The sequence below is a fragment of the Stanieria cyanosphaera PCC 7437 genome (assembly GCF_000317575.1).
Lineage (GTDB): Bacteria > Cyanobacteriota > Cyanobacteriia > Cyanobacteriales > Xenococcaceae > Stanieria > Stanieria cyanosphaera.
Genome location: NC_019748.1, coordinates 114,322 through 136,081 on the forward strand (window position 1 = coordinate 114,322; position 21,760 = coordinate 136,081).

A 21,760-nucleotide genomic window follows, 5' to 3' on the forward strand; every position below is an offset into this window, starting at 1 on the left:
GTTCGACTACGATTTGTGTTTCTCGATGTCTTATTCTTTTATTTCTGCTAGTGCCGAATTTACTGCTCTGTGTCAATCTCAACTAGAATTACTTAGTCGAGGGGTGGGAGCAGTTTGGAGTGCCGTTTATTTAACTGAAGAACTAGTAGAAAATAAACAAGGAAGATTAGTTCCTTTAGCGATTTATCCTCGAAATTTAATGCAGCAAGGACAAGAATTGCCTCCTGTTAGTCTCACTAACAATTTACAACAACTAACAACTCAAGTTCAATTATCTTCTCTTCCTTTACTTCAAGGAACAATTGTCGAAAAACAGATTATTAATCCAGAAAAAAAACTAGATTCTGAGGTTAAAAAACAGTTAGTGTTACCCTTAATCTATGACACAAGGGTGATGGGTGTATTAGTAACTCAAAAAGATGAAGATTGGCAACCGCAAGAATTAGAACAAATTGAAAAAATAGCTCAAACTTTAGCACTTGCTCGTTTTTTAGATCATCGCTATCAATGGTATCAAAAACAATTAGCGAAACAAGAATCTTTACGTCAAATTGAGCAAGATAGATTAGATGATTTATTGCATCAAATACGCAATCCACTCACTGCTTTAAGAACTTTTAGTAAGCTTTTAATTAAAAGGTTGTTACCAGAAGATCGAAACCAATCGGTTGCTAAAAGTATTTTACGAGAAAGCGATCGCTTACAGGAATTATTAGAACAATTTGAAACAGAAACTCAACAAAAAGAAGAAGAAAATAAGGCGTTAACTTTAAGTACAACTTCTGTACGTTTAACAACTGATCTTCCTCAATCTAGTCATTTTTTACTGCCTGGTAATATTTCTGAATTAGAAGCAGTATCGATTTTAGAGGTTTTAAAAATTTTATTGATTTCTTTACAGGAAATTGCAGCAGAACAAGAAATAGAATTAATTGCTGAACTACCTCAAAATTTACCATTGGTAATAGCTAATGCTAAAGCTTTAAGAGAAGTTTTAAATAATTTAATTGACAATGCATTGAAATATACTCCAACTGGGGGAAAAGTTGTAATTTATATAATTGAAAAACAAGAGCAACCGGAGCAAAGTTGGTTAGGAATTGCCATTAGTGATAGTGGTTATGGTATTCCTTTTGAAGAGCAACCCAAAATTTTTGAACGTCATTATCGTGGCATACAAGCTCAAAGCGATATTCCTGGGAGTGGTTTAGGATTAGCGATCGCCAAAGATTTAGTTGAAAAAATGGGAGGAAAAATTGAAATAATTAGTCCTAATCAGCTTGGAAAAAACACTAGCTTACCAGGGACAACTATGATTGTTTGGTTAGTTGTTGCTTCAGAAAACTAGTCTTCACTTAACAATTAATCCTCTAACCAAAAAAAATGCTCAACTATCCCTTGACACCGCTACCAATGTCAGTAGGAATAATGTATCTTTGAACTAACAGAAATAACAACAAAATTGGTGCGATCGAAATAACCGAACCAGCAGCAATCAATCGCCAATCTAGAGAAAAAGTTCCCGCAAGATTAGCCACACCAATAGGCAAAGTATAATATTCAGGGCGGTCAAGAACAACTAAAGGCCAAAGAAAATCACTCCAAGAACCAATAAAAACAAAGATAGCTAGCGTAACTAAAGCAGGACGAATAGCAGGAAGCATAATATGCCACCAAATACCTAATTCCGAACAACCATCGATTCTAGCTGCTTCTTCCAACTCTTTCGGCACACCTTGAAATGCTTGTCGTAATAAGAAAATGCCAAAAGCAGAAGCTAAATTGGGAAAAATAACCCCCAAATAAGTATTTCTTAAACCTAGATTAACTACTAAAATATAAAGGGGAATCATCACAATTTGGAAAGGAATCATAATAGTAGCAACTACCAACGCAAAGATAATATTTCTGCCTCGAAAATTGAGACGCGCTAAGGGGTAAGCTGCTAAAGAGCAAAATAATAAATTTAATCCTACCGTTAATCCAGCTACGATCGCACTATTAAGAAGATAAGTACCAAAAGGATAAGTCTGCCAAACTGACAGAAAATTTTTAAAAGTTGGTTGCCGAGGCAATAATTGAGGTGGGAAACTAAAGATATCTTCGGTTGGAGATTTAAACGAAGTACCGACTAACCATAATAAAGGAAACAACATAATTACAGCGATCGCAATTAAACTAACATAGGTCGCTAAAGACTTTTTTGCTATCATCACTCATCCTTTGTATTTAATTGAAATATTGAAATAATTGTCAATTTTGACAACTAAATTTACTGTTAGCTATATCCTATCGATTAGAAAAACCTTCTATAAAAAACATGAAAAATTGGAAATTAAAACAAAAATTTACAATCTTCCTATTAGCAATTTTGCTGATTGGACTAACTTTAGTTGGTGGCGCATTAGCTACTGTTCTTAAACTTGCTACAGAAAACGAAATTGCTTCTCAGGCTTTAATTCTAATGGAAACAATGAACTCGGTGCGGGAATATACCAATAATCAAATTAAACCAGAATTAATTGACCGAATTGACACAGAATTTTTACCAGAAACTATTCCTGCTTATTCTGCTAGAGAAGTCTTTGAAACTTTAAGACAGAAAAATACTAATTATCGCGATTTCTTCTATAAAGAGGCTACCATTAATCCATCTAATTTAAGAGATAAAGCCGATAATTTTGAAAAAGGATTAGTTGAAAAATTTATTACTAATAAAAATAACAAAGAATTAACTGGATTTCGCTCTGCTCCTAGTGGCAAATTATTTTATATTGCTCGTCCCATTCAAATTACCCAAGCAAGTTGTTTAGAATGTCACAGTACTCCCGAAGCTGCACCTCCTAGTGTGATCGAAAGATACGGTTCAGTCAACGGCATGGGTTGGAAACTGAATGAGATTGTAGGAGCTCAAACAATTTCTGTCCCTGCCAAAACAGTATTTGAGCGCGCTCGTCAATCTTTTATTTTGATTATGGCAATTATCTCTTTAGTTTTTATTGCAGTTATTCTACTCGTAAATTACTTGCTAAATCGTAATGTAATTCGTCCTTTAAATAGAATGGCAAGAGTAGCTGAAGAAGTAAGTACAGGTAATATGGATGCAGAATTTGCACAAACTTCTAAAGACGAAATTGGCAATTTAGCAGAAGCTTTTAAACGGATGAAATTAAGTTTAGCAATGGCAATGAGCCGACTTAGTCAAATCAATAAATATAAAAGAGAGCAATAAAGTTATTTTAAGATAATAATTTTCGTTTAAATTGAATTGCTTGTTGAGCATCGGGTATTTGTTCTGCTAGTGCATCAATCAAAGCTTCGGGAGATCTCGGCGCGTATTGAATTAAAATTTCTTCTACTATCAACGATGCCATTGGCCCAATACAATAAGCTAAATCTTGCTGACATCGTTTAATAAATTTGGGATCGAGCGAAGCTACAGGAGTGGAATTAGCTCTAGATGAACTAATTGATGTTTCCTGAGGATTCTGAGGTTGATTTGATAATCTTCTTTGATCAGATTGGGTAGAATTAACAATCATCGTCTCTTCCAAAGGATTGGTAGAAGAATTTGATGGTGACCAATCATTAACTAATTTAGTTTCTTCAATTAATGGTAACGGTTGAGCAGAAGATTGTGGAGATGAAGTAGAAGGTTTAATATTTTCTACTAATCTTGTTTCCTCTACTGAATGAAAAGAAGCAGATGAACGAGGTGAAACGGGAGTCGAAGCAGAACTAACAATAATAGTGTCTTCGTTTTGCAGTGGAATTGGTTGAGGATTTATTTGTGAGGGCGAAGAAGTCGGAAATGTCAAAGGTTGACCATGATTAAGTTGTTGAAGATTGAGTAAAACTTCTTGTACAGACTGATAACGTTGTAGCGGTCGGTCGGCAGTCATTTTATCCAGAATTTTACCAAATGCCGAGCTAACAGTGACATAATTACGCCATTGCCATTCCAAAGAATATTGGTCAAGCAACATAGTTGGTTCTCTTCCTGTTAACAAAACAATTGCTGTGACTCCTAAGGAATAAAGATCGCTACTAGGAGAACAACGACCCATACTAATCTGTTCTCTAGGAGCATAGCCAATTTTGCCCACAAAAGACATTTTCCCCACATAGGATTGATGATGAGAACTAGTTTGTTCTTCTAATAAAGAAATGTTAGTTAGTTTTCCTACACCAAAATCAATCAGGACTGGTAGTTCTTCACCATTAGGTTTCATAATATTGTCAGGAGAAATATCGCGATGAATAATACCACGTTGGTGAATATACTCTAAAACTGGTAATAAATTCATCAACCATTGAATTACCTCTGGTTCAGCAAAACTTGTACCCTGTTGTCTTCTTTGTTTGAGTAAAGCAGAATAAGTCTGACCATTAACGTACTCTTGAACTAAAAAAAGTCGTCCTTGTCCTTCAAAACAAGCTAAAAACTTAGGAATTTGAGGATGGATAATTTGATGTAAAATTTTAGCTTCTCGTTTAAAAAGTTCTCTTGATTTTTCTAGGTCGTATTGCCCAGAACCAAAAGGAGCAAATTCTTTTAAAACACAAGGTTCGTTAAAACGATGGGTATCAAAGGCGAGATAAGTACGGCCTAATCCACCTTGACCTAAAATTTTCTGAATCAGATAACGATTGTCAATAATTGTGCCAAAAGGTATCTCCTCTTTACCTACTATTGAGTTAGACATTCTTTTCAAACTCCCGACTGGTATTGCTGCTGCTATTTTTATTTAACCCTCTACAGCTAATTTAACTTAACTTTCAAGGTATTTTTTTGAAATTTCAGTAAGCTTAAAGATGATTGTATGATTAAAACTGTAATTTACTTAACAATTAGTAGGTTCGATCAGATAGTTTGATGCAGTATTTGCTCAGTAGCAAGAAATTAAAAAAAATCAATCAGAAGTAAACAAAGAGCTTTTTACCTGTCATAATTGCAGAAATTCTCATTGTCAGAATCATTCCTAACCCCGAAGCCAATGACTGGTAGTTTTGCTAGACAAACTGTTGTTAATACCGACCCGTTTATTGAATTAAGCAATGAAGGGCAAGCTCCAATCCGCTTTTATCTTAAAAAAGAGATTAATGCAATTGGTCGTGATCCTCAATGGTCAGATCTAAAAATACCAGAAACAGGTTGGACAGTTCTTTCCAGAAAACAAGCTGTAATCGAACGAGAAGGTAATGACTTTCGGATTTATGATGGCGATCGCACTAATCCCAGTCGCAATGGTATTTTTATTAACCAGACTCGCATCAATGTTACTCAGGGATACCTGCTCAAAAATGGCGCGCAACTACAAATAGGTCAAGACCCCCGCTATCAGATTAACTTGACTTACCATAATCCTAGTGGTAGTCAAATGACGATGCCGACTAAACGTCGTTTGAGCTTAAAAGATTTAAAAGAGTGGCCTGTTGAGTTGGGAAGAGCTCCTCGTCCTAATTATTATTCTTCGATGCAATTGGATGCTCCGACGGTTTCTCGTTTACACGTGACTATTTATCCAGATAGCAAGGGAGGACATATTCTGCATGACCATAGTACTAATGGTACTTTCATTAATGGTAAACGATTAGATAAACGTAGTTTACTTCATCGTGGCGATACAATTCAGATTGGTCCATTTATTTTACTATACACCGGGGATGCTCTTGAGTTAAACAACGCTACCCATCAAATTCGCCTGGATGCTCACGAATTATTACGCAAGGTTAAAGATAAAAAAGGTCAAGAAAAAATTATCCTCAATAACGTTTCTTTAGTACTTGAACCTGGACAATTAATTGCCTTAGTTGGGGGAAGTGGTGCTGGAAAATCTACTTTAATGAAGTCTTTATTAGGTATTGCTCCGACTAATTCAGGCAAAGTTTATCTTAATGGGGATGATCTTAGACAAAATTGGGCTATCTATCGTTCTCAAATTGGTTATGTACCTCAAGACGATATTATCCATCAGGATTTAACGGTAGAAGAAGTTTTGACTTATGCTTGTCGTCTTCGTCTTCCTCCCGATATTGATATTCAAAAAATTGTTACCAAAACCTTAGAACAGATTAAATTGTCTCATGTACGTCATACCTTAGTACACAGACTTAGTGGCGGACAAAGAAAGAGAGTCAGTATTGGCGTAGAATTACTAGCAGATCCAAAACTATTTTTCCTTGATGAACCTACCTCTGGTCTTGATCCTGGTTTAGATAAGGAAATGATGAATTTATTAAGGGAATTAGCCGATCAAGGTCGAACAGTAGTATTGGTTACTCATGCTACTGGTAATATTGAGGCTTGCGATCGCTTGACTTTTATGGGCTTAGGTGGTAAGTTGTGCTATTTCGGACCGCCTCAAGAAGCTTTAGATTTTTTTGAAATGCCCTCAGAAGATTTTAAATATTTCGCCGATATTTATATCAAATTAAATGAAGGAAAAAATGAGGCAGATATTAGTAAGGTGGTAGACCGATGGGCCCATAAATACCAGCGTTCTCCTCAATATTATGCTTATATTGCCACCTCTTTAACTGAAGGTAAAGACGAACAACAAACTACGGACGCTTCAGTTAGAACCGGCATTTCTCCTTTAAAACAATTGTGGCTACTATCTCAACGCTATTGGAAATTAGTCAATCGCGACCGCGTTAGTTTAATTCTAGCTTTAATTTCTGGTCCAATTACGATCGCTTTAACAGCACTATCGCTTCACAACGAAGAACCCTTAACCAAATTAGCTACTCCAAGTATTACCCAAGCTCCCCTAGCTTTAAAATTACTATTTATTTTTAGTTGTATTGCCATTTGGATTGGACTGTCAAACTCAATTCGAGAAATTGTCAAAGAATTCGCTATTTATTTTCGCGAACGACTATTAAATCTTGGTTTGCTACCCTATATTAGTTCTAAATTATTAGTACGTAGTGCGATCGCTTTGATGCAAACGTTGCTAATTACGATTGCTGTCTTGATTGGGTTCGCTTCGCCTGAGTCTGAGTTAATTCCCTGGTCAATTGGATTTGGTATTACTACTCTTTTAACTTTAATCGCTAGTTCTGCCCTCAGTTTAATGTTATCAGCTTATGTCTCCACAGAAAATGAAGGGAATGGCATTCTTCCTCTAGTCATGATTCCTCAAATTATTTTCTCTGGTGTACTGTTTAATTTAGATGGTTGGTCACAAAAAGTTTCTTGGTTAATGTTAAGTCGTTGGTCAATTGGAGCTTATGGCGCACTCGCTGATGTCAACGCTATGGCACCAGAAAATAACTCCTTTGCCGATATTTTTCAAACCTCCGATGTTTATCAAGCTACTTGGGATAATTTGGCTTTAAATTGGGGAATTTTAGGAGTTCACACGTTTGCCTATTTGTTGATCACTCTGATTTTGCAAAAACGCAAAGATATTTTTTAATTTTTAACTAAACTTAGTAATTCTTGGACTAGGCGAAGATCATAGCCATTTAGAATTATCAGTAAAATTAAAGTAAACGAGAAAGTAACTGATAAATTAAACGAAATACGGCTACTACTCCCATTACTCCTGCTGCTGCCATTACCCCAATCATAAAAATAGATTGTATGGCTAAATATCCTTGTAACAAAGGAATAAAATAAATAATTGCAGCACTAATTCCAGCAATAATTAACAAGTCAACTTTTTCAATAATTCGGCGAAGTTGAGCAAAAATTAATCCACCCAAAATCATTCCCCAAATCCCAATAATGATATTGGAGCTAAGATTAAAAGTAGCTAGACTAGTCAAAGCAATATATAGTAATGCTCCTTCAAACCCCGTAAAAGCTGCACTAGCCAGAATTTCTAACAGGGAAAATTGCGGTAAAGATAATTGTATTTGTCTTTTCGGCTTACTGGAAATTGGCGGTGGTGGTGTTGGTGGTTGAGGTGTAATTGCTTGGGGTTGATTAAACTTTGGTTGGTTTTGAATGATAGAAAGAGTATTTAGTGCTTCTAAGACTTCTGTTGCAGATTGAAACCTTTCTGAAGGGGTAGGTAATAACATTCTGTTCAAAATCTTAGTTAAGCGATCGCTTGTCTGGGGTGCATAATCTTGCCATTGCCAACAATTTTTGTAGTAATCATACATTTGTCCGGCTGGTTTACCTGTTAGTAGATTGATACAAGTAGCTGCTAAAGCATAAAGATCTGTGGAAGGATAAACCTGTGCGCCAGCCATTTGTTCGGGAGGAGCAAAACCCATCGAATAAATCCCTGTAGATTTGCCTGGAGTAGGATTATTGGCATTAGCTGCTACCTGTTTAACTGCACCAAAATCAAGTAAATATAATACCCGACTGCGATCGCGCATAATATTGGAGGGTTTAATATCACGATGAATCGAATTTTTTTGGTGAACAAATTGCAGAATTTTGAGAATCTCTATCAGTATTTCTGTTACTTCGGCTTCGGAAAAAGTTCCTTGGTTAGCTAAGAGAGTTTCTAAATCTTGTCCGTCAATATATTCTTGTACCAGATAAAAATACTGTTCTTCTTGATTACTTGTACTACTGGGAACTATCAGCGGAAAAAAAGCAAATAAATCGGGAATTTGTGGATGTTTATTGCCTAATTGTTCCAGCACTTCTGCTTCACGTTCAAACAAACTTTGGGCAACAGCTAATTCTTGAGGCGTGAGATTTCCCGCAGGTTGAAACTGCTTAACTACACATTCTCGCATAGCAGGAGTATGGCGATCGCGAGCTAAAAAAGCTGCTCCAAATCCACCTCTACCTAGTAATCGCAAAGGAAGATAACGACCAGCCAAAATTAAAGGCATACCGCAACTTGTACAGTATTTTCCCTGGATAGTTTTTAGTTTAGTCGCATCGTCAAGGTCACTAAAAAAGTTACGCGGACGCGGACAATTAGGTCGAGTGCAGAGAATTTCCATTTCTCTAAGCAACCAAATTTATGTTATGGTTCAAGATTCCTTCCAGTTTAACAATACCTTATCTCAAGCGTTATGAGAGTTGGAAAGAATTTCCTTCAAATTAATAGTATTTTGATAAATGCTCTCGATAACTTTAAATTCTTCTTTGGTAGAAAATTGAGGTAAAATTTCTCGACTAAAGGCTTCTGCTGCTTTAGAACAATAACGATTAGGATTAACTATTACCGATAAAACTCGGCGAACTATTACGTCCTTAATAGTTGCTCGGTGTAAGACATTCATTTGCAACTCTTTTTCAATCGCTGTGGTTGAAACAAAAGCTGCTCCTAACCCTGACTGAACAGCATTTTTAATCGCTTCGATCGAATTGAGTTCCATTTCGATTTTAAGTCTTTTGGGGTCGATTTCATAAAGAGTCAATACTTTATCGATCACTTTACGGATCGTAGATTGAGAATCGAGAGTAATAAATTGCAGTTTATATAAATCTTCTTTTTGAATTGTTTCTAACTGAGCTAAAGGATGAAACACTGGTAAGATCAAAGCCAATTCATCTTCAGCATAGGGAATAATTTTGAGAGTTTCATGTAACTCTGCTGGTACTTCGCCTCCAATAATAGCTAAATCTACTTGTCCGTTAGCAACTCCCCAAGAAGTGCGACGAGTAGAATGAACTTGTAATTGTACAGAGACATCAGGATAACTTTGACGAAACAAACCAATCATCCGAGGCAACAAATAAGTACCTGTAGTTTGAGAAGCACCCACAATCAAAGTTCCACCTTGGAGGTTTTGTAAATCTTCGATTGCCCGACAAGTTTCCTGACATAAAGCAATAATTCTCTCGCCATAACTAAGTAACAAATGTCCTGCTTCTGTCAACTGCGCCCTTCTTCCTCCTCTGTCAAAAAGAGGAACATTTAGCTGTTTTTCTAAATTTTGTACCTGAAGACTTACTGCTGGTTGAGAAACATAAAGGCTGTCAGCAGCCCGTTTAAAACTCCCTTCAGCAGCGATCGCCTTGAGAATTCTGAGTTGGTCTAAAGTAAAAGGAATGTCAGACATAAAATCTTGTTAACAGTTTTGTTAGTAATGAAGCAATTCTTGCTCCAAGGTTAAAAGCCTAATTAATTCAAAATATTACTTATTTAATTCCCTCAGCTTGACAGTATCATAATCGGGGGATCGTATTTGTATGAAATCGTTGTTAACATCGAGTATGGTAAATAATACATATATTTAGATATCAATGACAGGAGCAAGTTGGTTTACCCCCAGTCATGGGATTATCATCAGTCTACTCTTCGGTTTTGCCCTTGCCCACAGTGGTTTAGCAGCCCTTCGTCCTTGGGGAGAAGCTAAAATTGGCGCAAGACTATATCGCATTTTTTTTGCTTTGGTGAGCATACCTTTTGCTACTATCCTGATTATTTATTTCTTTAATCATCGTTATGATGGCTTGCAATTATGGCAGGTTCAGGGAATACCAGGAATTAAGCCTGTAGTTTGGCTGCTTTCCTTGATTTCTTTTATTTTCCTCTATCCTGCTACCTTTAATTTATTAGAAATTGCTGCGATCTCTCGTCCTCAAGTTCATCTCTACGAAACTGGAATTATGCGGATCTCTCGTCATCCTCAAATGGTAGGGCAGGTAATTTGGTGTATCGCTCATACTCTGTGGATTGGTACGACTTTTATGGTAGTAACTTCCCTCGGATTAATTGCTCACCATTTATTTGCCGTTTGGCATGGCGATCGCAGATTAGAACAACGTTATGGAGATGCTTTTCTTAAAGTTAAAGAACGTACTTCGGTAATTCCTTTTTTAGCCATTCTTGACGGTAGACAAACACTTAAATTATCAGAATTTCTTCGTCCTGCTTATGTCGGTGTTTTGGGTTTTGTTTTATTATTTTGGTGGGGACATCCTTGGTTAATGCAAGTTACTGCTCAAGTACCTTGGTAATTTATTCTAAGTTTGTGGCGAGCGATCCCAATTGGTTGTAGCATAATTTCAAGTTGATAAAATTATTGATAAAACAATTCAGAAAAAATGTTGCTTTCGGTTAACGAACAAAGCTTTAATCAAGAAGTTTTAAAGTCTTCTCAGCCAGTTTTAGTTCATTTTTGGGCTCCTTGGTGTGGTTTATGTCGCATGATCGAACCTTTGCTAATTCAATGGCAAGCTGAGTTCTCTGAGCCAATCAAATTAGTCAGTATCAATGCTGATGAAAATTTTAAACTAGCTAACAGTTATCGTTTAAAAAATTTACCGACTATAATGTTATTTGAGCGCGGTAATTTATTGACTAAAGTTGATAATTTTCAGAATCGTGAGGGCTTAAAACAAACTTTGACTAAAATTGTTTCTAATTATGCAGCCCAATCGGCATGATTTTAAATGAATATTTTTTTGTAATTAAAGTTTTCAAATTTTAGGATGAAAAAAACGGGAAACTTTGTGTAAACCTTTTTTTCGTCCTGATTATTTTTAAGCTATTTTAACAATAGATTAAGAAGAGGTTAAGTAATTTCTTAACCATAAGTTAAAGCGATGGTAACCCTTGAGCGGTAGGATTAACTAACAGGTATATAGATTAAACATCAAGGCTTAGATTTTTTAAGTAAGAGCATTAATTTTATGGTATACGGACAACAAACAGCCAGTCAGACAGAGACTGTGCTAAAGGCGGAAAACGTCAACGTCTATTATGGGAATTTTTTAGCTTTAAAGGGTATTTATCTTGATATTCCCAAAAACAAAGTGACCGCCTTTATCGGACCGTCTGGTTGTGGTAAAAGTACTCTTCTACGTTGTTATAATCGCCTCAACGATTTAATTCCCATTTTTCGTCTTGAAGGATTAATTACCTATCATAATAACGATCTCTACGCTAAAGATATCGATCCAGTTCAAGTAAGACGTAGAATTGGGATGGTGTTTCAAAGACCTAATCCTTTTCCTAAATCAATTTATGAAAATATCGCTTTTGGTGCCAGAATCAATGGTTACAAAGGAGATATGGATGAATTGGTCGAACGTTCTCTCAAACAAGCAGCTTTATGGGATGAAGTTAAAGATAAACTGAAACAAAGTGGTTTGGCACTTTCTGGTGGACAACAGCAAAGATTATGTATTGCAAGAGCGATCGCATTACAACCTGATGTAGTGTTAATGGATGAACCTTGTTCTGCACTTGACCCAATTTCTACTTTAAAAGTAGAAGAACTAATTCATCAACTCAAAGAAAATTACACAATAGTAATAGTTACTCATAATATGCAACAAGCATCAAGAGTTGCAGATCTAACTGCTTTCTTTAATGTTACAGCCACAGAAAAAGGAAATCGCCAAGGCTATCTAGTCGAGTGCGATCGCACTGAAGTCATTTTCCAAAATCCCAAACAAGAAGCCACAATGGAATATGTAAGTGGGCGTTTTGGCTAATTAAAACTTTTTGAGTCTATGTAATTGAAGAGTTCAGGGCGTGCCAATTCTTGATAGGATAGGTTGAATCTGGGATCGTTAACAATAAATTATGTTTTCTAAAAAATACTTATCGCGTTTACTAGCTTTAGTTTTAGTACTAGTAATAGGTTTAATCGGCTGTGGTAGCAGTCCTAGTGGGTTAACTGGAAATTATAGCCAAGATACACTAGCTGTTTTACAAAATCTTTCCACAGCGATCAATCTTTCCAATGATGCACCTAATAAAAAGGAAGTAGTTACTCTGGCACGTCAGCAAATTAGTGATTATGCTTCTCGTTATCGTCGTGATGCTAAAACTGCTGGACTTCGTTCTTTTACTACCATGCAAACTGCATTAAATGCCTTAGCAGGCTACTATAGTTCTTATGGGATTCGTCCTTTACCAGATAAGCTTAAACAGCGTCTTCAACAAGAATTTAAACAGGTAGAAATATCTTTAAAACGAGGTGTGTAAAACATCTTTTCGTGAGTCTAACTGGCGTAAAGTAGTAAATGAATTAGTTCAAGCTGGTTTAGTTTCTCAATATCTTAAGCCCTATAGCTTGAGACACTCATTTATTACTTAGCCTCTAGGAAAGATTTTGATTTGCTAGAAATGTAAATCAACTTCTCTTTGTAAAGCGAAATTACACTAGAATTCAATTTAGCTGGAGCGATCGCGCTTTTCAACAAAGACTTACGTAACCTGAGTTCGGGTTAAACAAACTTATTTTTATAAAAAAATGACCAATCACTGCCAAGGTATCGTTAGGCAGATTTTGGTCATAGAGGTCTAGAGTTAAATCTTAAAACTTTTTAGACCTGAGTGGAAAAATTAATAACTATAATCGGGGCAATTAATGCCGGTAAATTCATTTTAAAAGAAAGCTAGATTTAATTCTTAGTAGGGAAGATAATCAAAGTCAGATTGTAATTGATCAGCACTGTTGTACACACCTTGGTTAGTTACATTGCCGATACCTGAAGTAGCACTTTGGTTTTGTCCAGCTTGTACCGATTGTTGGATTTGAGGGTCGATACTGTAACCATCTAAACCTAATTGAGTTTGAGTTAAATCGTTAGAAACAGCTTGGTTAGTAACATTCCCAATGCCATGGGTAACAGCAGCATTAGAACCAGCTTGAACATTACTTTGTGCTTGCCCGGCAAATGCAGCTACGGGAGAGAGAGTTAAAGCGAGAGTGGAGATGATTAAAGCGTATTTTTTCATTGTTCTAGACCTCTAAAAGAATTTTGTTTGTTGTTTGTCTTCACTCTCTAGTTACGTTGAGTATGATTTTTTTATGCAGATGTAATTGATCAAATCACAAAAAATGAATCATTAAGTACCTAGGCAGAATTAATTGTGAGTAGAAGGTAGTTCTACTTACTACTTACTGCCCTCTACCCTCTAATTTCCTCTTTCAACTATCCAATAAATTTTGTTCACCTACTTATTGCTAGTTTGGAAAAAAAATAATTGCCTAAATTAGCTTTAGCAACTTCTCAAACATATGCTATGGCTGCGCGCTTCAGCTTCGCTCTTGATCGCAATTAACCTATGAGTAGAAATGACAAAAGAAGGAAAAGTCTTTGTTTTTACAAGAAAAATAGTGTAAATTATTAAAAGTAATCTAGACGACTACGCTTAGGTAAAATTTAAGTAACGTAATCGCCTAGTTTTTAAAGCTGGCTACATTCTAATTGCCGTTAGATTTGTAGCCATAAGGCTTGTTCTCAGATGGCTCATTAGCAAAATAAGCCAGAGTTCCAATGGTGGCTGCCAATAGCCAGCCTAGAGCTAAGACAGTGATAAGAGCGATAGTCATCTTTATCCTCCGAGTGTCAATACTCTTAAAGTTGCAATCACAAACTAACAATTCTTGACAAGTTAACGCAACGATTCTTAACGGGATCGTCAAATTGTTATATTTAGAAACAATTTACTCATAATCTAATTATCTAGAAAATCAGCCTAAGTTTTACCACTGCTTGTGTTGTCTTGTTATTTTGCTTGATCAAGGAAACCCAATCAAAATGAGAAAATAACATCAACCTTAAACTTGAAACTTGGGTAAACATCTACACTGACTGATAGATGAAATTGAGGAAAAAAAAATGTCAGGAGCAACAAATCACTCCAATCTCCAAATATTTAAAATTTTAGTAGCAGCAGCCTGGATAGATGGCTCAATTCAAGCAGAAGAACAAGAACATCTACAAAAAGTAGCTTCTTCTCAAAACCTTACAGATGAACCAGAAGTTCAATCTTTGTTAGCAGTGAGAGAACCAATTCCTTCTGCACAATGTTATCAATGGTTAAATGATTATTTGGGTTCTCATCCTACTGAATCAGATTATCAGAATTTGCTTGAAGCGATCGCAGGATTATTTTATAGTGATGATGAGATTGCAACTGAAGAAGCTAAACTGCTTTCCGAACTTCAGTCTTTAGCTCCTACTCATGAATCTTCTCAATCAACCTTTGACAAATTACTTAAGGCTATTGGTAGGCTTTATCGACAGAAATTTCGTTAATTTTTTTCTTAATTGTTGATTGTTAATTGTTGATTATTCATCCCTCATAATTAGTAATTAGTAATTAGTAACTGTTTTAGCTGTGGCTGGAAAGTCAGTAAAGAAACCATCAATACCTAGTTCAATTAATTGTTGATATTCTAATTCTGGTTTGTTTTGATAATCATTAGCTAGAAAAATATTTTCATTGCGAAGAGTATAAGCATGAACTAATAAACCTGCTTGATGAGCATCTTTAATTAAGGAAGTAGGAGATAATAAATTGTTGTGCTGATCTACAGACATAATCAAATTTTTAGCTACACCTATTCCTACTGCATAGTTAACAATTTGGGTTAATCCTTGAGGAGTTATCAGATCTTGATAAGTCAAATTGTTATCAGAAATTTGTTGGTCGTAAGGTAAACCTGTACTGTTAATTAATTGAATTAAGGGTAAATCTACCCCAGCTTCAGGCATAATTGAATATTTTAAAGCTCGTAAATTATTTACTTCAAAAGACTGAATAAAAATTTGTTCTGGATTAGTAAAATTTTGAGCAGTTAAAGTATCTATTAAAAGTCTTTCTATTGATAAATTAATTAAAGTACCGTCGATTTTTTTTCCTTCTTCCGCAAAATAAGTAGGATGTTTTGTTTCGGGATAAATTCCAATTTTTTTACCTGTTGCTTGTTCTACTTGTTGAACTAAATTGATAATTTCTACTAAAGTTGGAATTTTTAATTGATGATCATCGTATTCCGTACCGCGAAGTTCTGGCAAACGTTGAATCGCATTAATAGTTTTTAATTCTGCTAAAGTAAAGTCTTCAGTAAACCAGCCAGTAATAGTTTGACCATCAATTATTTTAGTAGTTAAACGGTTTTGAAATTGAGGATATTTAAAGACATCAGTAGTGGTATTGGTACGATTAATACTACCATCAGAATGAAGTATCGCAAGTGCATTTTCGTGACGAGCGACTAAAATCCCATCTTTGGTAGGTACTAAGTCTGGTTCAATAAAATCTGCTCCTTGTTCAATAGCTAATTGATAAGCTGCTAAAGTGTGTTCTGGACGTAAGCCACTAGCACCTCGATGAGCAATAATAATTGGTTTAGAGTAAGAAAATTTATTCATTATCTACACATTTTTTACAAAATTTTTAGGATATTTTTAGAGTTGCAGGTAACTATTTAAATTAGTTTTCTTTAATTTAGTGGTTTTAATTCTAAGTAGCTTTTTAGTAAATTGATAACCTTGATTAAACAATTTAGTATTATTTATCTTGACAAAAACACTTTAATTTGTATCTTATTTTTGAATTTTTAATTACCTTGTCTTAACCTTTTGTTTATCTGTCAATAAGCCTTGTTTCATAAGATATCTCAAACTAAAATATTTTTATCGAATTTGGTTATGAGTTTAAAATTAAAAAACTGGAAGTCATTAGTAACTATAGGATTTGTTGCAGCTACCTTAACAGTAGTTGTTCCTCAAGTTAGCTCTCAAACACAATCTGTATCGCTAGTCGGTGCAGGTGCGAGTTTTCCCGCGCCTTTATACCAGTTGTGGTTTTCTGAATACAACAAACAAAATCCTAATGTTCAAGTAAGTTATCAATCTGTCGGAAGTGGTGCTGGAGTTGAACAATTTACCCAAGGAACTGTAGACTTTGGTGCTAGTGATGTGGCAATGGATGATGAAGAAATTGCTCAAGTTGAACAAGGTGTTGTTTTACTGCCTATGACTGCGGGTAGTATTGTTTTGGCTTATAATCTGCCTGATGTTCAAGATTTAAAACTATCTCGTCAAGTTTATACTGATATTTTATTGGGTAATATCACTCAATGGAACGATCCTGCGATCGCTCAAATAAATCCAGGTGTTCAATTACCTGATGAAACTATCACAGTAGTATATCGTTCTGACGGTAGCGGTACTACTGGTGTGTTTACTAAACATCTCAGTGCAATTAGTCCAGAATGGCAGGAAAAAGTAGGTGAAGGTAAAACAGTAGAATGGCCTACTGGTGTAGGTGCTAAAGGAAATGAAGGGGTTACGGCTCAAATTCTCCAAACTGAAGGTTCGATTGGTTATATTGAATACGGCTATGCTAAACAACAAGATATTCCTGTCGCCAGCTTAGAAAATAAAGCAGGAAATTATGTTGCTCCTACTCCTGAATCGGCTCAAGCTAGTTTATCTGCAGTAACTCTACCAGAAAATTTGAGAGCATTTATTAGCGATCCAGAAGGAGCAGATTCTTATCCCATCGTTACTTATACTTGGATTTTAGCTTATGAAGAATATGATGCAACTAAAGGTAATGCTTTTAAAGAATTAATTAATTGGTCACTTACAGAAGGACAAGCTTACTCTGAAGAATTAGGTTATATTCCCTTACCTGATAATGTAGTTCAGAAGGTTCAAGCTAGTTTAGATACAATTCAAATTAAGTAAAAGAAATTGCCTAAAGAGCATTTACAGTAGGGAACGGGGCGGATAAAGCCTCGAATTCACTTCGAGGCACGGGTCCCTACATGATTTAGGTTTTATTGGTATTGCTTATTTCTTTGTTATTGGTTTGTAACTACACAGATGCTTAAATCAGAACAATTTTATTGATACTCTTGCAATAAAGTTGGTAAATAATCGTAACCATCAACTCCTATAACAGGAATAATTAAAGAGCGGACTTGTTGTAATAAATTTTGAAAGCCTTCTTCTCCTACTTGTCCCTTTAAAATTGTTAGTAACCCCGCAGGTTGTCGCCATTCAATGGCTTCGATTTGCTTGAGTAAATACATTCCTAGACAACTAGAATAGACAGTCTGAGACAGATTGGTTAACTGATAATAAGCTTCGGCTAGATAAACAAAGCTCAATCCTTGTAAATAAATATTTTGAGCTACCTGAGCTAATTGCACTCCTTTTTCCAAAGATGGTATGGCGGTTGCTGGTTGAGATAAAATTACGTAAGCAATGCCTAGGCTGTTATAACCAAACGCTTGACTAAAAACATCTCCTAATTTTTCAGCGAGATTCAATCCTTGTTCGAGATAACGAATCGCTTCTTGATAAACTTCTGTATCTAAACTATCTAGTTGTCGGGCAGAAAATACTTTACTGTAGCCTAAATTAACTAAAGCATTTGCTTCACCTAATCGATCTCCGACTTGACGAGCTAAAATTAAAGCTCTCTGACTATAGTTGATGGCAGTTTCATAATCTTGTTGATGAACACAAATGCGACTAAGGTGATTAAAATTAGCAATTTCACAAATACGATCTTTGGTTTCTCTGGCAATTACTACAGCTTCTTGGTGAAATTCGTTAGCTTTGGCGTATCTTCCTAGGGTGCGTTGGGAATAACCCAATAGAGTTAGAATACGAGCTTTTTCTCCTGTACCTGATACTTGTTTGAGAGGTTCATCAAAATATTGAAGAGTGTTTTGTAAGTTTTCTCCTGAAAAAGAAATAAACACCCCGCTATAAAGGGGAAAATCATCTCTGACTGCAAAAGTTCTCAGCGTTTGCAACATCAGTTGAAAACAACCATCGCTTAATTGATAACTGCTTGCCGAAAAAAGACTCGATAACTCTCCCCAAATAATGGCAAAAGAAAGAAAAGTACTATAAGAAAGTTGCTTACCAAATTTAGCGTTGTAAGGTTGTTGATCGAACCAATTGACTAAACCTCTTTCTAGGTAATGTAATAAAATAACCAACTCTACCCAAGCTCGTAATTCGGCACGACTGGCAAACTGTACAAACTCTGTGAGAGGATGATTTTGTCCTAAAGTTGCAAATAACTGCCTAGGTAAAGGACTATTAACTTTTTTTGCCCAAAAACGCCAAGGATTGTTTGGTTCGGGTTCAAAACCAATGTAACTTTTCCCTGCTTCATAGATCCAGCTAACCAAATCTCCTTCCAAATCAGCAAAAGATTTTAAACCATCAATGATACCTATAGCTAATTGAGCTAATTGATGGTTGTTTTGGTTATCAGCAGTTGATTTTAAAGCTTTAGCTAACTGTTGCAGTTGATTTCTAGTTAAAGCTTGATTTTGATTTGGATCGATCGCATCAATTAAAGCGAGTAAATAGCGATCGCTTTCACTAGCTGTAATTTGGGTTTGAGCAGAAACAATCACTTGGTTTGACTGATTTTCTGCTTGCCATCTCTGCCATTCTCCCTCGATAGTTTCTAAAGCTCTTAAGATGCGAGCAGCTTTTAGTTTCTTTTCTAATTGCGCTGTCGTAGTTTCGATTCTACTTGCCAAACAGCGTTCAAAAATTTCTCCTGTACCGCGCTCTATTCCTTCATGAAGCATTCGATATACTTGCGTTTTGGAACGAATTTTTCCTTGCAGAGTGAGATCAACAATGCGATCGATTAAATCAAAATAGCGGTTAGATAAGGAATTAATTTCTGATTCTGACACGGCATTAGCTGCAATAGTACTATTCTTTAATTTAATAAATTTTTCGACTTGATATTAAAATATATTCGTCTTGCCAGAAAACAACCCGAATGGATCTTCAATTAATTTTTAATGGTATTGCTGTTGGTAGTGTGCTTGCCTTAGCTGCAATTGGATTGACTTTAACTTATGGTATTTTGCGTCTCTCCAACTTTGCTCATGGAGACTTTTTAACTTTAGGCGCATATTTAACTTGGTTAGCAAATGTTAATGGTGTCAATATTTGGTTGGCAATGGTACTAGGAGCAATAGGTACAGTTATCGCGATGCTGATTAGTGAGTTTCTGTTGTGGAAACCCATGCGCGATCGCAGAGCTACTTCTACTACTCTTATTATTATCTCAATTGGGTTAGCTTTATTTCTTCGCAGTGGGATTCTGTTAATTTGGGGTGCTAGTAACCAATCTTACGATTTACCTGTAGTACAAGCTCTTGATGTAGGTGGCGTTAGAATTGCTTATTATCGTATCGTTGTGATTGTCTTAGCAATTATTGCGATCATTGCCCTTCACTTTTTATTACAAAAAAGTAAAATGGGTAAAGCTATGCGCGCAGTCGCCGATAATATCGATCTAGCTAGAGTATCAGGAATTAATGTTGAACAAGTAGTCCTTTGGACTTGGATTATTGTTGGGATATTAACGGCGATATCTGGAGGAATGTACGGTTTAATCACCGCAGTACGTCCTAATATGGGTTGGTTTTTGATTTTGCCTCTGTTTGCTTCAGTTATCTTAGGCGGAATTGGTAATGTTTACGGAGCAATTGTTGGTGCGTTAATTATTGGTGTTGCTCAAGAATTAAGTGTGACGGTTCTCAATTCTCAATATAAATTAGGGGTTGCTTTGTTGATTATGGTAATTATTTTGTTTATTCGTCCCCAAGGATTATTTAAAGGAACAGCTTAAAAAATTCAATATACTAAAATCAAATCAAAATGAGTAAAGTTTGCTTACGCATCCTTTCAATTAATTATGGATACAATTGCTGTTAGTCTACCCTCCCCTTTGCAATTATCTATCGATTTAACTGACGAACAGTTTTGGCAACTTTGTCAGCGTAACCGTGATTATCGTTTTGAAAGGAACGCTCAAGGGGATTTAATTGTTATGTCGCCTACGGGAAGTGATACAGGTAGAAGAAATATTAAAATAACTACGCAACTAGAAATTTGGAATCAACAAACTAAATTAGGTGTCGCTTTTGATTCTTCTACAGGTTTTAAACTTCCTAATGGTGCGGAACGTTCACCCGATGCTTCTTGGGTAAAAAAAGAACAATGGGAATCATTAACTTTGGAAGAAAAAGAAAGATTTGCCCCAATTTGTCCTGATTTTGTGGTGGAATTACGTTCTAAAACTGATGCTCTTAAACCTTTACAAGAAAAGATGCAAGAGTATGTTGATAATGGTACTAAATTAGGTTGGTTAATCGATCGCCAAAATCAGCAAGTAGAAGTTTATCGTGTAGAGCAAGAAGTAGAAATAATTAAGTCTCCTCAAACTTTATCAGGAGAAAATATTTTACCTGGCTTTGTTTTAGATTTGGCAGAGATTTTGTAAATAGCAATTTATTATTGTTTTTTTTATTTACTCAAAATAGCGTTTAAATCTGCTATCGAAGTGATGTTTTTTATTTTGATTGCAATGACTACAAAGAGTTTGAAGATTACTAATATCGTTACTTCCACCTGTAGCTAAGGAAATAATATGATCGATATTTAGTTTGGTTTCTTGTTCAGTTTTACCACAACTTTGGCATTGATAATTATCGCGTTGTAATACATATTGTTTAACCGAATTTGGAATATTTATTCTGGGCGTTTTGGACATTCAATTTTGGTGTTATTTATAAATAAATATATTTTGTAGGGGTAATTCGCGAATTGCCCCTACCTACATGACGGATAATCCTTACATAAATCGTAAATTAATTCACAATTATATTTATTGTTTAGAGATAGTTGAACGGATATCGTCTAAAGAATTGTTATCGATTTTATGATTGTCGATTTTTTCTGCTTCTTCAGGTTCGTCTGGGCAAAATTCTAAGACTACTCTCATTCTGATTTTGCCTTTTTTCCAACTATTAAAATTAGGCTCTAATATTTCTGCATCAACGCCTTGAGTATTCCAATAAGAACCGAAATTTCTTAATACCAAAGAACCACTACCTGATTGTTTAAGTTGTTCTTCTACTTCTTGCAAAGTTTTATTACTAAATATTTGATTGGCAACTTCTAATAATTTACTGATTTTTAAAACACAATGATTACCAATAGAGATTACTACAGAATTATTATTTATATCGCGGTAAGTTTTAGAAAAATTGTTGTCAGTAGTCATAGTATTTACTAATTTTAAAA

General features: G+C 35.5%; 21 protein-coding genes. 11 read left to right on the forward strand and 10 right to left on the reverse strand.

Translation table 11 applies throughout. The features are described 5' to 3' along the window. Positions 1–25: 25 nt before the first annotated feature. Positions 26–1,348: a sensor histidine kinase gene (locus STA7437_RS00510; protein WP_015191399.1), complete on the forward strand. Its 1,323-nt coding sequence runs from the start codon at positions 26–28 to the stop codon at positions 1,346–1,348. Between the two features lie 43 nt (positions 1,349–1,391). Here STA7437_RS00510 and STA7437_RS00515 read toward each other — a convergent pair whose 3' ends face one another. Next, positions 1,392–2,213: a carbohydrate ABC transporter permease gene (locus STA7437_RS00515; protein ID WP_015191400.1), complete on the reverse strand. Its 822-nt coding sequence runs from the start codon at positions 2,211–2,213 to the stop codon at positions 1,392–1,394. A 107-nt stretch (positions 2,214–2,320) separates the two neighbouring features. On the opposite strand from STA7437_RS00515, the gene STA7437_RS00520 reads away from it, so the two are divergent. After that, entirely contained in the window at positions 2,321–3,232 is a 912-nt protein-coding gene (locus STA7437_RS00520) for a c-type heme family protein (protein ID WP_015191401.1), read from the forward strand. A gap of 7 nt (positions 3,233–3,239) precedes the next feature. Here STA7437_RS00520 and STA7437_RS00525 read toward each other — a convergent pair whose 3' ends face one another. Further along, positions 3,240–4,706, reverse strand: a complete 1,467-nt coding sequence (locus tag STA7437_RS00525) for a serine/threonine-protein kinase (protein ID WP_015191402.1) — start codon at positions 4,704–4,706, stop codon at positions 3,240–3,242. Between the two features lie 291 nt (positions 4,707–4,997). Here STA7437_RS00525 and STA7437_RS00530 point away from each other — a divergent pair, with 291 nt between their 5' ends. Further along, positions 4,998–7,424 (forward strand): ATP-binding cassette domain-containing protein, encoded by a 2,427-nt coding sequence (locus tag STA7437_RS00530; protein WP_015191403.1) that lies wholly within the window; start codon positions 4,998–5,000, stop codon positions 7,422–7,424. A 67-nt stretch (positions 7,425–7,491) separates the two neighbouring features. On the opposite strand, the gene STA7437_RS00535 is transcribed toward STA7437_RS00530, so the two are convergent. Together STA7437_RS00535 and STA7437_RS00540 are read right to left on the reverse strand one after the other, a co-directional pair. Next, entirely contained in the window at positions 7,492–8,922 is a 1,431-nt protein-coding gene (locus STA7437_RS00535) for a serine/threonine-protein kinase (protein WP_015191404.1), read from the reverse strand. A gap of 63 nt (positions 8,923–8,985) precedes the next feature. Continuing rightward, complete coding sequence (locus tag STA7437_RS00540; RefSeq protein WP_015191405.1) at positions 8,986–9,987, reverse strand: LysR family transcriptional regulator; 1,002 nt, start codon at positions 9,985–9,987, stop codon at positions 8,986–8,988. A gap of 184 nt (positions 9,988–10,171) precedes the next feature. Here STA7437_RS00540 and STA7437_RS00545 point away from each other — a divergent pair, with 184 nt between their 5' ends. From STA7437_RS00545 to psb27, 4 genes are all read left to right on the forward strand, one after another. Continuing rightward, positions 10,172–10,888 (forward strand): NnrU family protein, encoded by a 717-nt coding sequence (locus STA7437_RS00545; RefSeq protein ID WP_015191406.1) that lies wholly within the window; start codon positions 10,172–10,174, stop codon positions 10,886–10,888. Between the two features lie 87 nt (positions 10,889–10,975). After that, positions 10,976–11,317 carry a thioredoxin family protein gene (locus STA7437_RS00550; protein WP_015191407.1) on the forward strand — a complete coding sequence of 114 codons (342 nt, stop codon included), beginning with the start codon at positions 10,976–10,978 and terminating at the stop codon, positions 11,315–11,317. 246 nt (positions 11,318–11,563) lie between these two features. Continuing rightward, positions 11,564–12,370 (forward strand): phosphate ABC transporter ATP-binding protein PstB, encoded by an 807-nt coding sequence (pstB, locus tag STA7437_RS00555; RefSeq protein ID WP_015191408.1) that lies wholly within the window; start codon positions 11,564–11,566, stop codon positions 12,368–12,370. Between the two features lie 91 nt (positions 12,371–12,461). Next, complete coding sequence (psb27, locus tag STA7437_RS00560; RefSeq protein ID WP_015191409.1) at positions 12,462–12,866, forward strand: photosystem II protein Psb27; 405 nt, start codon at positions 12,462–12,464, stop codon at positions 12,864–12,866. 426 nt (positions 12,867–13,292) lie between these two features. Here psb27 and STA7437_RS00565 read toward each other — a convergent pair whose 3' ends face one another. Both STA7437_RS00565 and STA7437_RS27300 read right to left on the reverse strand, forming a co-directional pair. Beyond that, the gene (locus tag STA7437_RS00565; RefSeq protein ID WP_015191410.1) at positions 13,293–13,622 is read right to left on the reverse strand and encodes a hypothetical protein; all 330 of its coding nucleotides are present in this window, start codon (positions 13,620–13,622) and stop codon (positions 13,293–13,295) included. Between the two features lie 469 nt (positions 13,623–14,091). Then, positions 14,092–14,220, reverse strand: coding sequence for a hypothetical protein (locus STA7437_RS27300; RefSeq protein WP_015191411.1), 129 nt, complete (start codon positions 14,218–14,220; stop codon positions 14,092–14,094). A gap of 289 nt (positions 14,221–14,509) precedes the next feature. On the opposite strand from STA7437_RS27300, the gene STA7437_RS00570 reads away from it, so the two are divergent. After that, positions 14,510–14,929, forward strand: coding sequence for a tellurite resistance TerB family protein (locus STA7437_RS00570; protein WP_015191412.1), 420 nt, complete (start codon positions 14,510–14,512; stop codon positions 14,927–14,929). A 57-nt stretch (positions 14,930–14,986) separates the two neighbouring features. Here STA7437_RS00570 and STA7437_RS00575 read toward each other — a convergent pair whose 3' ends face one another. After that, the gene (locus STA7437_RS00575; RefSeq protein WP_015191413.1) at positions 14,987–16,048 is read right to left on the reverse strand and encodes a glycerophosphodiester phosphodiesterase; all 1,062 of its coding nucleotides are present in this window, start codon (positions 16,046–16,048) and stop codon (positions 14,987–14,989) included. 279 nt (positions 16,049–16,327) lie between these two features. Between STA7437_RS00575 and pstS the strand changes: the two genes are divergently transcribed. Beyond that, complete coding sequence (pstS, locus tag STA7437_RS00580) at positions 16,328–17,371, forward strand: phosphate ABC transporter substrate-binding protein PstS (protein WP_015191414.1); 1,044 nt, start codon at positions 16,328–16,330, stop codon at positions 17,369–17,371. Between the two features lie 158 nt (positions 17,372–17,529). On the opposite strand, the gene STA7437_RS00585 is transcribed toward pstS, so the two are convergent. Continuing rightward, the gene (locus STA7437_RS00585) at positions 17,530–19,356 is read right to left on the reverse strand and encodes a tetratricopeptide repeat protein (protein WP_015191415.1); all 1,827 of its coding nucleotides are present in this window, start codon (positions 19,354–19,356) and stop codon (positions 17,530–17,532) included. A gap of 89 nt (positions 19,357–19,445) precedes the next feature. On the opposite strand from STA7437_RS00585, the gene STA7437_RS00590 reads away from it, so the two are divergent. Together STA7437_RS00590 and STA7437_RS00595 are read left to right on the forward strand one after the other, a co-directional pair. Beyond that, positions 19,446–20,303 (forward strand): branched-chain amino acid ABC transporter permease, encoded by an 858-nt coding sequence (locus STA7437_RS00590; protein WP_015191416.1) that lies wholly within the window; start codon positions 19,446–19,448, stop codon positions 20,301–20,303. Positions 20,304–20,369: 66 nt separating this feature from the next. Next, the gene (locus tag STA7437_RS00595; protein ID WP_015191417.1) at positions 20,370–20,957 is read left to right on the forward strand and encodes a Uma2 family endonuclease; all 588 of its coding nucleotides are present in this window, start codon (positions 20,370–20,372) and stop codon (positions 20,955–20,957) included. Between the two features lie 27 nt (positions 20,958–20,984). Here STA7437_RS00595 and STA7437_RS00600 read toward each other — a convergent pair whose 3' ends face one another. Both STA7437_RS00600 and STA7437_RS00605 read right to left on the reverse strand, forming a co-directional pair. Continuing rightward, entirely contained in the window at positions 20,985–21,227 is a 243-nt protein-coding gene (locus tag STA7437_RS00600; RefSeq protein WP_015191418.1) for an HNH endonuclease, read from the reverse strand. Between the two features lie 114 nt (positions 21,228–21,341). Then, positions 21,342–21,740, reverse strand: a complete 399-nt coding sequence (locus STA7437_RS00605) for a KGK domain-containing protein (RefSeq protein WP_015191419.1) — start codon at positions 21,738–21,740, stop codon at positions 21,342–21,344. Positions 21,741–21,760: the final 20 nt, after the last annotated feature.